Source organism: Mesorhizobium sp. GW821-FHT04C10, assembly GCF_059420305.1.
Window position 1 is genome coordinate 1,151,700 of the sequence record NZ_JBWKTL010000001.1, and the last position, 12,933, is coordinate 1,164,632.

Genomic DNA, 12,933 nt, shown 5'->3' on the forward strand with positions numbered 1-12,933 from the left:
CGACCGGATCGGAGAAAAAATGCGCTACGACATCGTCATCATCGGCGGAGCCATCGTCGGGTCCTCCATTGCCTATTATCTGCGCGAGGAAGGGTTTTCCGGCTCGATCGCGCTGATCGAGCGCGATCCGCAATTCGCGCATGCGGCAACGACATTGTCCATGGCCTCCATCCGCCAGCAATTTTCGATCCCCGAAAACATCCGCCTGTCGCAGTTCACGCTGAAGCTGTTCCGGCGGCTGAAGGAAGAATTCGGCACTGACGCTGATATCGGTTTCCGCGAGGGCGGCTATCTGATCCTCGCCGGAGAAGCCGGGCTGCCGATCCTCAAGGCCAATCATGATGCGCAGATCGCCGAGGGCGCCGACATTGTGCTCGAGGACGCCGAGCAGCTGACGCGGCGCTTCGCGTGGCTGTCGACCGAAGGCATCTCCGCCGGCGCGTATGGCCGGACCGGCGAAGGCTGGTTCGACGCGCATGCGATGCTGATGCTGTTCCGCAAGGCGCTGCGCGACAAGAAGATCGATTTCATAACCGCTTCGGTCACCGCCATTGCGCGCGAGGGCAACCGCATCACCGGCGTCTCCCTCGACAATGGCCAGACGCTTGCTGCCGACATCGTCGTCAACGCCGCCGGGCCGAACGCCGGCAAGGTCGCGGCGTTTGCCGGGCTTTCGCTGCCGGTCGAGCCGCGCAAGCGCAACGTCTTCGTCTTCGAGGCGCGCGAGAAATATGCCGACATGCCGCTGCTGGTCGACCCCTCGGGCATCTATGTGCGGCCGGAGGGCTCGGTCTACCTCACCGGCGGCGCCGAGCCGGAAGAGGGCGACGGTCCGGCTGATCCCGCCGATTTCGAGGTCAACTGGCCGCTGTTCGAAGAGGTGATCTGGCCGGCGCTGGCGACCCGCATCCCGGCCTTCGAGGCGATCAAGCCGACCCGCGCCTGGGCCGGGCATTATGACTACAACACGCTGGATCAGAACGCCGTGATCGGCCCGCATCCCGAGGTCGGCAATTTCCTCTTCGCCAACGGCTTTTCCGGCCACGGCCTGCAGCAGGCGCCGGCGGTGGGCAAGGCGCTGGCGGAACTGATCGTGCATGGCGGCTATCGGACGATCGACTGCTCGGCGTTCGGCTACGAACGCGTGGCCGAAGGAAGGGCATTCCGGGAACTGAATGTGATTTGAGCAAGACGGGCTACGATCTTCGGGATTGCCAAAGCGTCCCAGTTTCTTCGTCATTCCAGGGTCTTCACCGCGTCGCTTCGCTCCTTGCTCCGCCCTGGAATGACGAAGTCTTTGCAACCATCGCATCAACCTTGAGAGCATTGCCAAGCGCATGGCCTTCGGCCGTGTTGTCGAAGATGCCCCAGACCTCGGCGCCCGATGCGGCCGTTTCCCGCACCTGACGGCCGATCCGGTCGAGGCTTCTGGCATCGTAGTCCGAGTAATAGACACGCGGCACGCCATGCCAGCGAAAATAGGCAAGGCCGGACCAGCCGCCCGGCACTGCCGCGGCAGGGACCGGAGCCGGGTCGGCGGCCACACGTGCAATCTGGCGGCCGGCGAGAAGCGTTTCCGCCGCCGCTTCGAACCAACTGGGATGGCGTGGTTCACAGGCCAGCCTTGCCTTTGTCCGCTTGCTCAGCATGTCGAAGAAGCCGCCGGCGATGTCCGGCTCGAACGGCAGGCTCGGCGGCAGTTGCACCAGAAGCACGCCCAGCTTCTCGCCGAGACCTTCGACCTGCTGGAGAAACATTTCGGCAAGCGCATCGCAATCCACGAGACGATGCTCATGGGTCATGGCTTTCGGCGTCTTCACGGCGAAGCGGAAGTGCTCAGGGACGGAGTTTGCCCAGCGTTCATAGGTCTCGCGGCGATGCGGCTTGTAGAAGGACGTGTCGATCTCGACGATCGGAAAACGCTTGGCGTAACGTTCGAGATGTGATCCGGGCTGCGGGAAGTCTTCCTTGTGCCGGGTTGGGATTCCCCAGCCGGCCGTGCCTATGAAGCATTCCTGTTTTTCCATGCATGGGGATGTGGACCAGAGGCGGTGCGGGTCAAGGCGAGAGTGCGTGAAGAATCGCTGCCACTGACCTGCTTCTCAAGCCGCCGCCAGCCTCCCGGCTTGCACATACGCCTGCAGCCAGGCCAGCACCCGGCCCCAATCCTCGGCATGCTCGGTCGCCGCTTCGCCCAGCCCGGCGAAACCGCCATGGCAGATGGTCAGGCGCGTGCCCCTGGCGGTCGGCTGCAGCAGCCAGGCAAGCGTGGTTTGCCGTCGGCCAAGCGTGGGATGATCCCATGCGTAAGCTCGCGTCTGCACGATCCGGCGCGGCGCCTCGATCTCGACGAATTCACCGCTGGCCGGCAGGTCCCTGCCGTCGGCGCCACGCGCGGTGACCGTCCAGCGGCCGCCGACGCGAAGGTCAGCCGACCAATCGACCATCCGGTAGCTGTCGGCGGACCCCCACCATTGCTCGACTTCCTCGCCGACCAGTGCCCGGAAGATGCGTTCCGGCGGCGCCTCGATCTCGGCCGATGCCATGATCGTCTCGCCATTGGTCATGCTCCGCACCCAGGGATCATGCATCGTCGATACCTCCGCGCAAATTTGTTTCGTTATCGAAACGGTCCTTTCATTCCTTCGAGGGCGGGCGCTCAAAACCCTTGCCGGTCTCAAGCAGGCTCTTGAGGCTGGCCAGCACCAGCGGCCAGCCCCTGGCGACATTGCCGATCAGTTTGTGCGGCCCGTCGGCTTCATGGGTCACGGCAAGCTTCATCAGCTCGCCATTCTGCTCGATGGTGAAGGTGCAGCGCGTGTAGCCGTCTTCCCTGACCTCGGGCATCCATTCATTGCGCCATTTGATGACCAGGCGCCGCGGCGGGTCGATCTCGAGGATCTCGCCGCTGTCGGCGACACGTCCGTCAGGCAGGATCAGCTTCCAGCTGGAGCCCACTTTCCACTCGCTCTCCTGATAGGAGCAAAGGAAGAACTGCCGGTTGAACTCCGGGTCGGTCAGGGCCTCCCAGAGCTTTTCGGCCGTGGTACGGATGTAGGTCACGTAAACGAAGCTGTTGCTCATCAGTCTTTCCTTTCGAGGCGTCTCTTCAAGTCGCTGAGGGCGGTCAATTGCCCCCGCTCGAATTTGCCGATCCAGCGCTCGGCGATCTCGTTGATCGGAACCGGGTTGAGGTAATGCTCCTTCTCGCGCCCCTTGCGGATGGTGGTGACGAGGTTTGCTTCCTCCAGGATCGCCAGATGCTTGGTCACCGCCTGGCGCGTCATGTCCATCTCCGCGCACAGCGCGTTCAGCGTCTGCCCGTTCCTGGCGTGGAGGCTGTCCAGCAATTGCCGGCGTGTCGGGTCGGCCAGCGCGCGAAAGACTGCATCCATGCTCATGGCTTTAATATGCAACCATTTGGTTGCATGTCAAGCGGCAAGATCTCGCACCATGCATCCCCCTTGTGCCGGCGCGCACGAACAGTTGGCTTTTATTTGCCCGCGGCTTTGTGTAAACGGAGCTTCAGCAAATCCCCCGCAACGAAAACACGGGCCAAAGCCATGGAAAAATTCACCAAGCTCACCGGCGTCGCCGCTCCGATGCCGATCGTCAATGTCGACACCGACATGATCATCCCGAAGGATTATCTGAAGACGATCAAGCGCACCGGGCTCGGCACCGGCCTGTTCGCCGAAATGCGTTACAAGGATGACGGTTCGGAAAACCCGGATTTCGTGCTCAACAAGCCGGCCTACCGCAAGGCGCAGATCCTCGTCGCCGGCGACAATTTCGGCTGCGGTTCGAGCCGCGAGCACGCGCCGTGGGCGCTGCTCGATTTCGGCATACGCTGCGTTATCTCGACCTCGTTCGCCGACATCTTCTACAACAACTGCTTCAAGAACGGCGTGCTGCCGATCACCGTCAGCCCCGAGGATCTCGAGAAGCTGATGGATGACGCCTCGCGCGGCTCCAACGCAACTCTGTCGATCGACCTCGAAGCCAAGGAAATCCGCGGCCCCGATGGCGGCGTCGTCGCCTTCGACCTCGACGACTTCAAGCGGCACTGCATGCTCAACGGCCTCGACGACATCGGCCTGACGATGGAGAAGGCCGGCGCCATCGCCTCGTTCGAGAAGCGCAACGCCGAGCAGCGCCCCTGGGCCTGAGCGGCACCATCCGATCCCGGCCGCTTTCAGGCCGGGCTCGCATCGACTGAGGGAGGACAGTCATGGCACGTTCGCTTCTTGCCGGCGTTTGCGGGCTGGCCTTGTTGCTGCTTCCCACCATGAGCGGCTTTGCGCAGACACAGACGCCCGCCGCGCAGCAGACGCCCGCGGCAGCCCAGAAGCCGGTCGACCAGGGATCGTCGAGCACCAGTGACGCGGCGCCCGCCGACGATGACAGCCAGGCGCCGATACCGTTCGAAGGCGGCCAACTGACCATCACGCAGCCGGAGCAGGATGGCGAGAAGGTGCTCGCCTATGACGGCAAGCAGCTGGCCAGCAACTACGATGTCTTCTTCGACAAGATAGTGAAGATCGGCGATGTCAATGTGGCGCTGGTCGATGTCGGCGACGGCGGCAATCAATGCGGCCCGGCAAAGGTGATCGTGTGGAAGCCGCAAGGTGGCGAGATCCAGACCACAACGGTCGAACAGGACGAATGCGGCGCGCCACCGGCGGCAATCTCCGACAGCGCCATTTATTTCGTGCCCTATCTGCTGCCGGGCGATGAGAAGCCGGCCTTGCAATGGTCGCCGACATCGGGGCTGACGACATCGGGCAATCTGACCTACATGCCCGAACCCGGCACCGACTGGAAGGATATCGACCCGTCGAAATACGACAACATCATCGACGCATTCCACAATGAGGCCGTCTACAAGGAAGCCGAAAAGCTGCTCGGCAAGGACATGCCCGACATGGCGACCAGCCTGCTGGTCGGCGGCGGTACCGAAAAGACCGCTTCGGGCGCCTTCTACGCCAGCGGCTGCGTGCCGCATGACTGCGGAGGCAATGACGGTTTCATGGCGGTCGACCCGGCCAAGCACAAGCTCTACTTCGCCCGTCGGGGGGACGATGGCCAGCCAAAGGGCTGGCCGGCGCTGGAGACATGGCCGGCCGATGTCAAGGCAGCGCTGGACAAGGCACAGGGCGAGGCGAACTAGCGGCGTCGCCAAGGGACTGCCGTTCTGTCGCCATTTCCGGACGGAGGCTACGATGCAGAATAGGCGACAAGTAACGGCAGCCGCGCTGCTTCTTGGCGGCGGCTTGTTGGCACCGACCCTCGCCCGGGCGGCGACCGCGCCGCAATCGCTGGCGGAACGGTTCGCGGCGACATTGAGCGCGGGCGATATCGACGGCTTCTCCGACCTGTTCGCCGACACCTATGTGAATCATCAACAAAGCGCCGCCGCACCGCCGCCGGCCAATGTCAGCCCGAAACAGGCGACTGTCGCTTTCTTCAAGGCGCGGCTGGCGGCAATGCCCGATCTCAAGGTCGACATCGAAGTCGTGGTCGCCGACAAGGACCATATCGCGGCGAGTTTCGTCTACAGCGGCACGCACAAGGGTGCCTATTTTGGCGTCGCACCGACCGGCCGGGGGCTGCGCTTCACCTCCTGCGACATTTTCCGGGTGCAAGACGGTCGTATCGTCGAGCATTGGGGCATGGGCGATATCGCAGGCGTCCTGGCGCAGCTGCGAGCCTGACGATCTAAACAACCGAACATTTGCAAGGACGCCATGCGCAAACTCATCTCCACCGGTTCGCCCTTCGAAAAGACCGCCGGCTATTCGCGGGCCGTGGTGCAGGGCGACTGGTGTTTCGTCTCCGGGACGACCGGCTATGACTATGCCACCATGACGATGCCCGACAGTGTCGAGGCGCAGACCCGCAATTGCCTGGCGACCATCGGCAAGGCGCTGAAGGACGGCGGCTTCGACATGGCCGACGTGGTGCGGGCGCATTACTACATCACCGACCACGCCTTTGTGGACGCGGTCTTCCCGATCCTGGGCGACACGTTCGGCGACATCAGGCCGGCCGCGACGATGATCGTCTGCCAGCTCAACAAGCCGGAAATGAAGATCGAGATCGAAGTCACGGCGCTGCGGCGGACTGCATGAAGGTCCGGCGCATCATTGCCAACATCGCCACGTCGGATATCGCGGCGGCGAAGCGATTTTATCAGGACGTGCTCGGCCTCGATCTGCTCATGGATCATGGCTGGATCGCCACCTATGGTTCGTCCGAGACCATGGGTGTGCAGGTCAGCTTTGCCGAGCAGGGCGGCTCGGGCACGCCGGTGCCCGACCTGTCGATCGAGGTCGACGATGTCGAGGGCGCACTTGAAGGCATGAAGGGCGCCGGCTTTGCCATCGAATACGGACCGGCCGACGAGCCCTGGGGCGTGCGGCGCTTCTATGTGCGCGATCCCTTCGGCCGGCTGGTCAACATTCTCTCGCATCGGTGAATGCGCGTCTCAAGCGCAGGCTTGCGCCGCAAGCGCTTGGCGTTTAGCAAGGCCGCGGTTCAAATTCTTTTTCTGGGACGGTTTTCTCCATGGCAACGAAGCATCTTTTCCTGCTCCCCGGCGACGGCATCGGCCCCGAGGCCATGGCCGAGGTCAAGAAACTGATATCGGCCATGAACGAAAAGCTCGGCAGCGGCTTCGCCACCGATGAGGGCCTGGTCGGTGGATGCGCCTACGATGCGCATGGTGCGGCCATTTCCGATGCCGACATGGCCAAGGCGATGGCGGCGGATGCGGTGCTGTTCGGTGCCGTCGGCGGTCCGAAATGGGATGCGGTGCCTTACGAGGTGCGCCCCGAAGCCGGCCTGCTGCGGCTGCGCAAGGACATGGAGCTGTTCGCCAATCTGCGCCCCGCCATCTGCTATCCGGCGCTGGCGGCGTCCTCCTCGCTCAAGCAGGAGGTGGTCGAAGGCCTCGACATCCTGATCGTGCGCGAGCTGACCGGCGGCGTCTATTTCGGCGAGCCCAAGCAGATCATCGATCTCGGCAACGGCCAGAAGCGCGGCATCGACACCCAGGTCTACGACACGTTCGAGATCGAGCGCATTTCGGGCGTCGCCTTTGAACTCGCGCGGACCCGCAAGAACCACGTCACCTCGATGGAAAAGCGCAACGTCATGAAGTCGGGCGTGCTGTGGAACGAGGTCGTCACCCAGACGCAGAAAGCGCGTTATGCCGACGTCAAGCTCGACCACATGCTGGCCGACGCCGGCGGCATGCAGCTGGTGCGCTGGCCAAAACAGTTCGACGTCATCGTCACCGACAATCTGTTCGGCGACATGCTGTCCGACATCGCCGCCATGCTGACCGGCTCGATCGGCATGCTACCATCGGCCTCGCTCGGCGCGCCCGACGTCAAGACCAAGAAGCGCAAGGCGCTCTACGAGCCGGTGCACGGCTCGGCGCCAGACATTGCCGGCAAGGGCATCGCCAACCCGATCGCCATGATCGCGTCCTTCGCCATGTGCCTGCGCTATTCCTTCGGCATGGTCGCGGAAGCCGACAAGCTCGAAGGCGCGATCGCCGCCGTGCTCGACGATGGCCTGCGCACCAAGGACATTTTCTCCGCCGGCATGACCGAGGTCGGAACCGTCGAGATGGGTGACGCGATCATCGCCAAGTTCCTGGGCTGATCCCGTGCCGGTCGACGTCCGTTGGGCGACGGCCGCGGATGCTTCCGCACTCGCTGTCATGCTGTGCGCCATGGCGGCGCATTACCGGCAGCCACCGCTCGACCATGATCGGGCTTTGTCCGCGGCGCGCAAATGGCTTGGCGAGGAAAGCCCGGCCTATCCACATTTTGCGCTTGCCTTCGTTGAAGATGAGGTGAGCGGGTTGGCGTCGGTGGCGATCGCGCATCCGGGCGTCGATCTCGAGCGGCTGCTGTTCCTCAAGGATCTGTTTGTGCGTGACCAGGTCCGCGGTGCCGGCGTCGGCCGGGCGCTGATCGATTTTCTCGCCGGTCATTGCCTCAGCCACGGCATCGGCCGCATCGACCTGACTACCGAGGACTGGAACGAGGGCGCGCTGCGCTTCTACGCGCGGCTCGGCGCCGAACGGCACGGCCAGAAGATTTTTCTCAGGCTTTCGAGCGACGCGCTGAAGGTATTAAAACCTGGCCTCTGACGGCATGGTTTCCCAGGATTGGTTATCCAACTCTAGCGCAGCGGCCTCAGCGAATGTCGCCGGCGAGCTGCCGCAGCAGGCCGACGAGTTGCGCCTCGTTAACCGGTTCGAAAAAGGCCGCGTCGGCGGTCTCGACAGCGACGATGGCGCGCTGCGCGGCAGCCGCCCCGGCTGCAGTGACGCGGATCACCTTGGCGCGGGAATCCCTGGGGTCGGCCTCTCGCGCGATCAACCCTTTCGCTTCAAGCCGGGCGACGACGTCCGAGGTCATCTTCACTTCGGTGCCGGCCTGGGCGGCGAGCTGCACCTGGTTGGGCGGCTCGCCATTGCGGCCGAGCCACATGGCCGAGGCCAGCAGCACGAACTGGACATGCGTCAGGTCGAGCGGCGCCAGCGCCGCCGTCATGACACGCTGCCAGCGCATGGTGGTTCGCCACAGCAACAAGCCGGGGCTCTCCGAAGGTCCGCTGAAGCGCGTGTTCAAATCCTGCCCATCAGCCACCGTTCGCGAACTCCTTTGCCTGCTCGAACAATTTAGCCATCGAGACGTCGAAATCGCCGCTGATCTGCGGGCCGAGCTCGGGTCCGACCTCGGCGGCCGAGGGGCCGGAAATTTCCAGCCGGTGCGTCACCTGCGTGCCGCCTTCGACCTGTAACAGCGTATGCCGGAACAGCAATTTCGTGCCACCGAACGAGGTCTCGTCGGCATAGGTGACGTTATCGACGAGATCGACGATAACAGATTCAAACGTGTCCTGCCCGACCGGCGTCACCGAGACCCGGGTGCCCTTGGCGAACGGGCCGTGCAGCACGAAAGTGTCGGATCCTTCATAGGTCAGGCGGCCTTCGTGCAGTGCCTTGAGCGCGTTCCAGATGGCTCTCGCGGGAAGCGAGGAAATCGCGGTGTATTCATTGGTCCACATTGCCTTGGCTCCATTTAATCTGGGCGCAGACTATCTGTGCACAGATTAAATTGCAAGAGGAATTTTCAGCGCGACGACTTTGTTCTTCGAGCGGGAAAGTTTCTTGTTTCTCGGGACTGGTCTTCTAGACCCTGACGCCTGTCGGCACCGGCCCCCAAGGGTTTTCGCCCACTTGAGACGGCATAAGTCCGAAGACCAGCAAAGCCGCTTCGCCGATGACTGGGATGAAGCAGATCAAGACAAGCCAGCCACTCAGGCCGATGTCGTGAAGACGCCGCACGACAAGCGCGATCCACGACAGGCTGACTGCCAATGTGAAGATAAGAGCGGGTATAAACCCTATCGTGCTCTGGCCCGCGTTGATGCCGAAGCCATTGATGGCCAGATTGACGAGTATCCCGAAGCCAAGAAGCGCTACCTGCAGCAGGATAAAGCACAGCCAGAAGGCCCAGAATTCCTTGCGGCGAGCGCGTCCGTTGAAACTGAAATAATTCACGCTCACCGTTTGCAGGAAGTAGGCCCACAGTCCTGTAGAGCCGGCAGGCAGCTTTTCGGCAAGCCGGCTAGGCTTAGGTGGTTGACCGGTGCCTGACGAGGGCGTGGTTGAGGCAACGGCGACTATATTGTGGGCCGCGCCGTCATCCGGCTGGAACTCGACGAGAGTGCCCCTCACGAGGGCCACACCGTGGTTCAGATCATTACGGGCAAACATATAGCGCTTACCGTCGACCCCATTGATGTAACCGAAATCCTGGTCCTGGTCGTAGTGATAGACCGCGCCACGCATACCTTGCCCCCGCCATGCTGCAATGCGAATACTACCCAAGGTTGTTCATGATTGCAATATGCACGCCAGGCTATGTGCTGACGCCTGCCGGCACCGGTCCCCACTGGTTTTCGCGTCCCTGTGTCGGGATCAGGGCGAAGACCAGGATGATCAGGCTGCCGAAGGTCGGGATCAGGATCAGCAGGCAGAGCCAACCCGACAGGCCGAGGTCGTGCAGGCGGCGCACGATCATACCGAGGCTGGGGAAGAACGTGGCCAGCAGGAAAGCGCCAAACAGCCCGATCGTCACCGCCGGCATCTCGATGCTGTCGAAATTGCCTATCTGGACATCGGTGAAAACGCCGACGCCGATGACCACGAGCAGCGCGATCGTCCAGAACAGGCAATAGCCCCAATATTCCTTGCGGCGGGCGCGGCCGGCAAAATTGAAATAGTTTTCAGTCATCGCTCGCCAGAAATAGGACCAGAGGTCGGTGGGCCCGGCTGGCTCGGCCGACCGGCCGAAGGGCTGCGCCTGCGATGCGACGGCCGCCGGCGCGGGACGGGCTTGAGCCGGTGCGGCGCTGGTGGCGGCATCGGCGGCCGGGCTTGCGGCCTGGGCGGCGATAGAAAAAACGTCACGCGCCTGGCCGCCGCCCGCCTGGAACTCGACCGCCGTTCCCTTGGGCATGGCGGTTTGCCGGCGAAGGTTCTCGCGGGTGAAGGTGTAGCGGTTGCCGTCGGCTCCGGTGATGAAGCCGAAGCCCTGGTCCTCGTCATAGTGGAGCACTTCGCCGCGCATCACCCACCCCCTTGTCGCCCGTGTCCCTGCCAAGGTGTGGCACAGGGCCGAGCCCATGGGCAAGCCGTGCGACATGGCTACCATGGCAGCGGCAAATGAAGCATAAGGCTTCAAGTGCAGCCGTTTTCACCAAAGAGACGATGACCGCAGAGCACTCCGATGCCAGCGCCGCGACCGGGGATGGGCAGGTCGCAAGGCCTCCGGGGCCGACCCCGTCCAGGCTGGCCATCGACGCCACAGGCTTGATGTTCTGGCCGCCCGGCGAGGGCCTGGCGGGCATTCCGCGCGTGGAAAGCTTTCTCGTCAACGCGGCGTTGGCGGATCCCGACCCCAGCGTGGAGGTGGTGGCGTTCAGGTCCGGCCGGTTCCGGCCGCTTGCCGCCTACGAACAGGACCATGTCGCGGCAGCGGACATTTCAGTGCATCGTGTCAAAAGGTGGCCGGGGAGGCGCATGGCGTTGTCGCAAGCTTTCGAGACGGTGCGGCAGCAGCCCTGGGACAAGTGCGGGACGGACCGCCACCTGGCCAAGACGGTGACCAACGGCGCCAAGGGGATCGCCTACCAAGCGACGCAGCTCCTGATCCGCGCCTATCGCCTGTACCAGCGGGCGAGGGCGCGGTTGGGATTGCGCGGGCATGCCCCGGCCCAGCTGGCCGAAACGGAGCCCGGCCTTGTGCTTATCAGCCATCACATCCTCACCCATGAAGACCGCTCCGCCGTTTCGGGCACCGCCGGCAAGCTTGCCTTCCTCTGCCACGATATCATCCCGCAATTGCGCCCCGATCTGCTTGGCACCAGCGGCGGCGAGGGCCGCTACGGCTCTTATCTCGAACAGCTGGTGCGCAGTGGCGCACCTGCATTCTGCGCCTCCAACGAGGTCGGCGCGACGCTGACCGATCACATGCGCAAGGCTGGTATCGCCGCGCCGGTTGTGTACCGCTTTCCGATGCCCTCCATCCTGCACGCAAACGCATCGCGCGCCGGCACGACATCGCGCATCGAGGCCGGCGAACCGTTCGTGCTCTATTGCTCGACCATCGAAGTGCGCAAGAACCATATCCTGCTGGCGCGGGTCTGGCAGCAGGCGCGGGAGGAAGGCGTCAAGCTGCCAAGGCTCATCTGTGCCGGGCGCTGGGGCTGGATGATCGAGCCGTTGCGCGCTTATCTCAAGGCGCATCCCGAATTGCTCCAGTCGGTCACCTTCACGGGGCTGGTCAGCGACGAGCAACTCATCCGTTATTATCGCAGCGCCACATTCGGCGTCTTTCCCTCGCATATAGAGGGCTGGGGCTACGGCGCTTCCGAATGTCTCGATTTCGGCATTCCGGTCATCGTGTCGACCGCGCCGTCGCTGATGGAGGCGAGCGGGGGGATGATGCCGGCGATCGATTCCAATGATCAGGCCGGCTGGTATGCCGCCATCCGCCGGATGGCCGAAGACCATGACTGGCGCTCCTCGCTTGTGGAGCGCATCGCAAGGCAACACCGCCCGACGCCGCCTTCCGCAAGCTGGGCAGCCATCAAGGCCGGTCTGCAGGCGTCGGTCTCCCGGGCTTCGAACGCCTGACCGAACCGGATCACGCGGCCGACCGGTTTCGACCCGTTACCGGCCTGGAACAATGAGGAAAAACCGAGTGCAACAGGGCTGTCTGGCGGAGGCAAAATGAAGAGCAAAAGACTTGCCCTGTACACTTTCGGCATATTCCGTGCGCCGGCCAGTGATCCCGTGAACCAGGGCTTTCATGACCGCAACGATCGCAATTTTCTGATTGCCGAAACGAGCGAGGGATTCATCGCAAGGTCGGGCTATGAGGAAGAAGCTGGTCCGGAAAGCTGGGGCACGCAAGTTTTCCCGCGCTTCTACCTTGAGCAGGGAGACGGCTGGACGCCATCGACGCTGTCGTTGTGGAAAGATTTGGCATCACCAATGGCATTCACCTACGCAGGAATTCACATGGAGGCGATGCGGCACGGGCGGGAATGGTTTCTCAAACCGGCATGGCCACCCTATGTGCTTTGGTGGGTCGAGTGGGACCATGACCCCACTTGGGGGGAGGCCGTGGTCCGGCACGAATTTCTCCATGACCACAAGGCCAGCCCTTTTGCCTTCGATTTCAAAACCTGTTTCGATGAAGATGGCCGCCCGACGGCGATCGACAGCCAAATGGTCAAACAAAATATGCGTCTGAATGAAAAGCGGCAGCAGCAACCAAGCTGACCTGGCGCCAAGGCGGCAATCCGCCCTGGACCTGGCGCAACGCCCGCGCCAGCAACCGC

Annotated in this window: 18 protein-coding genes; 10 read left to right on the forward strand and 8 right to left on the reverse strand. The window is 63.1% G+C overall.

The window, feature by feature from the left end:
* The first annotated feature begins 19 nt into the window (after positions 1–19).
* Positions 20–1,186, forward strand: coding sequence for an NAD(P)/FAD-dependent oxidoreductase (locus AC07UC_RS05470; RefSeq protein ID WP_494904531.1), 1,167 nt, complete (start codon positions 20–22; stop codon positions 1,184–1,186).
* A gap of 64 nt (positions 1,187–1,250) precedes the next feature.
* Here AC07UC_RS05470 and AC07UC_RS05475 read toward each other — a convergent pair whose 3' ends face one another.
* From AC07UC_RS05475 to AC07UC_RS05490, 4 genes are all read right to left on the reverse strand, one after another.
* Entirely contained in the window at positions 1,251–2,027 is a 777-nt protein-coding gene (locus AC07UC_RS05475; RefSeq protein WP_494904533.1) for a DUF72 domain-containing protein, read from the reverse strand.
* 75 nt (positions 2,028–2,102) lie between these two features.
* Entirely contained in the window at positions 2,103–2,591 is a 489-nt protein-coding gene (locus AC07UC_RS05480; protein ID WP_140776212.1) for an SRPBCC family protein, read from the reverse strand.
* A 46-nt stretch (positions 2,592–2,637) separates the two neighbouring features.
* Positions 2,638–3,084, reverse strand: coding sequence for an SRPBCC family protein (locus tag AC07UC_RS05485; protein ID WP_494904534.1), 447 nt, complete (start codon positions 3,082–3,084; stop codon positions 2,638–2,640).
* Positions 3,084–3,395 carry an ArsR/SmtB family transcription factor gene (locus AC07UC_RS05490; RefSeq protein ID WP_056576380.1) on the reverse strand — a complete coding sequence of 104 codons (312 nt, stop codon included), beginning with the start codon at positions 3,393–3,395 and terminating at the stop codon, positions 3,084–3,086. The genes AC07UC_RS05485 and AC07UC_RS05490 overlap by 1 nt, the downstream gene beginning before the upstream one ends.
* A gap of 168 nt (positions 3,396–3,563) precedes the next feature.
* Here AC07UC_RS05490 and leuD point away from each other — a divergent pair, with 168 nt between their 5' ends.
* The 7 genes from leuD (at position 3,564) to AC07UC_RS05525 (ending at position 8,164) form a co-directional block, all read left to right on the forward strand.
* On the forward strand, positions 3,564–4,169 hold the full coding sequence (gene leuD, locus AC07UC_RS05495; protein WP_140776208.1) for a 3-isopropylmalate dehydratase small subunit: 606 nt from the start codon (positions 3,564–3,566) through the stop codon (positions 4,167–4,169).
* A 62-nt stretch (positions 4,170–4,231) separates the two neighbouring features.
* Positions 4,232–5,170 (forward strand): Ivy family c-type lysozyme inhibitor, encoded by a 939-nt coding sequence (locus AC07UC_RS05500; RefSeq protein WP_494904535.1) that lies wholly within the window; start codon positions 4,232–4,234, stop codon positions 5,168–5,170.
* Between the two features lie 52 nt (positions 5,171–5,222).
* The gene (locus AC07UC_RS05505; RefSeq protein WP_494904537.1) at positions 5,223–5,714 is read left to right on the forward strand and encodes an ester cyclase; all 492 of its coding nucleotides are present in this window, start codon (positions 5,223–5,225) and stop codon (positions 5,712–5,714) included.
* Between the two features lie 33 nt (positions 5,715–5,747).
* Positions 5,748–6,131 carry a RidA family protein gene (locus AC07UC_RS05510; protein ID WP_202325308.1) on the forward strand — a complete coding sequence of 128 codons (384 nt, stop codon included), beginning with the start codon at positions 5,748–5,750 and terminating at the stop codon, positions 6,129–6,131.
* Positions 6,128–6,478: a VOC family protein gene (locus tag AC07UC_RS05515; protein WP_140776200.1), complete on the forward strand. Its 351-nt coding sequence runs from the start codon at positions 6,128–6,130 to the stop codon at positions 6,476–6,478. The genes AC07UC_RS05510 and AC07UC_RS05515 overlap by 4 nt, the downstream gene beginning before the upstream one ends.
* 89 nt (positions 6,479–6,567) lie before the next feature.
* On the forward strand, positions 6,568–7,671 hold the full coding sequence (gene leuB, locus AC07UC_RS05520) for a 3-isopropylmalate dehydrogenase (RefSeq protein ID WP_494904540.1): 1,104 nt from the start codon (positions 6,568–6,570) through the stop codon (positions 7,669–7,671).
* A gap of 4 nt (positions 7,672–7,675) precedes the next feature.
* The gene (locus AC07UC_RS05525) at positions 7,676–8,164 is read left to right on the forward strand and encodes a GNAT family N-acetyltransferase (RefSeq protein ID WP_494904542.1); all 489 of its coding nucleotides are present in this window, start codon (positions 7,676–7,678) and stop codon (positions 8,162–8,164) included.
* Between the two features lie 46 nt (positions 8,165–8,210).
* Here the strand turns inward: AC07UC_RS05525 and AC07UC_RS05530 are convergent, their stop codons facing one another.
* The 4 genes from AC07UC_RS05530 to AC07UC_RS05545 form a co-directional block, all read right to left on the reverse strand.
* Entirely contained in the window at positions 8,211–8,666 is a 456-nt protein-coding gene (locus tag AC07UC_RS05530; RefSeq protein WP_494904544.1) for a MarR family winged helix-turn-helix transcriptional regulator, read from the reverse strand.
* On the reverse strand, positions 8,659–9,087 hold the full coding sequence (locus AC07UC_RS05535) for an SRPBCC family protein (RefSeq protein WP_494904546.1): 429 nt from the start codon (positions 9,085–9,087) through the stop codon (positions 8,659–8,661). Before AC07UC_RS05535 ends, AC07UC_RS05530 begins: the two co-directional genes overlap by 8 nt.
* 124 nt (positions 9,088–9,211) lie before the next feature.
* The gene (locus AC07UC_RS05540) at positions 9,212–9,874 is read right to left on the reverse strand and encodes a DUF805 domain-containing protein (protein WP_494904548.1); all 663 of its coding nucleotides are present in this window, start codon (positions 9,872–9,874) and stop codon (positions 9,212–9,214) included.
* A 70-nt stretch (positions 9,875–9,944) separates the two neighbouring features.
* Positions 9,945–10,655 (reverse strand): DUF805 domain-containing protein, encoded by a 711-nt coding sequence (locus tag AC07UC_RS05545; protein ID WP_494904550.1) that lies wholly within the window; start codon positions 10,653–10,655, stop codon positions 9,945–9,947.
* Positions 10,656–10,795: 140 nt separating this feature from the next.
* Here AC07UC_RS05545 and AC07UC_RS05550 point away from each other — a divergent pair, with 140 nt between their 5' ends.
* Both AC07UC_RS05550 and AC07UC_RS05555 read left to right on the forward strand, forming a co-directional pair.
* Positions 10,796–12,223, forward strand: coding sequence for a glycosyltransferase (locus AC07UC_RS05550; RefSeq protein WP_494904551.1), 1,428 nt, complete (start codon positions 10,796–10,798; stop codon positions 12,221–12,223).
* Positions 12,224–12,319: 96 nt separating this feature from the next.
* Entirely contained in the window at positions 12,320–12,874 is a 555-nt protein-coding gene (locus tag AC07UC_RS05555) for a DUF3291 domain-containing protein (protein WP_494904553.1), read from the forward strand.
* Positions 12,875–12,933 lie beyond the last annotated feature (59 nt).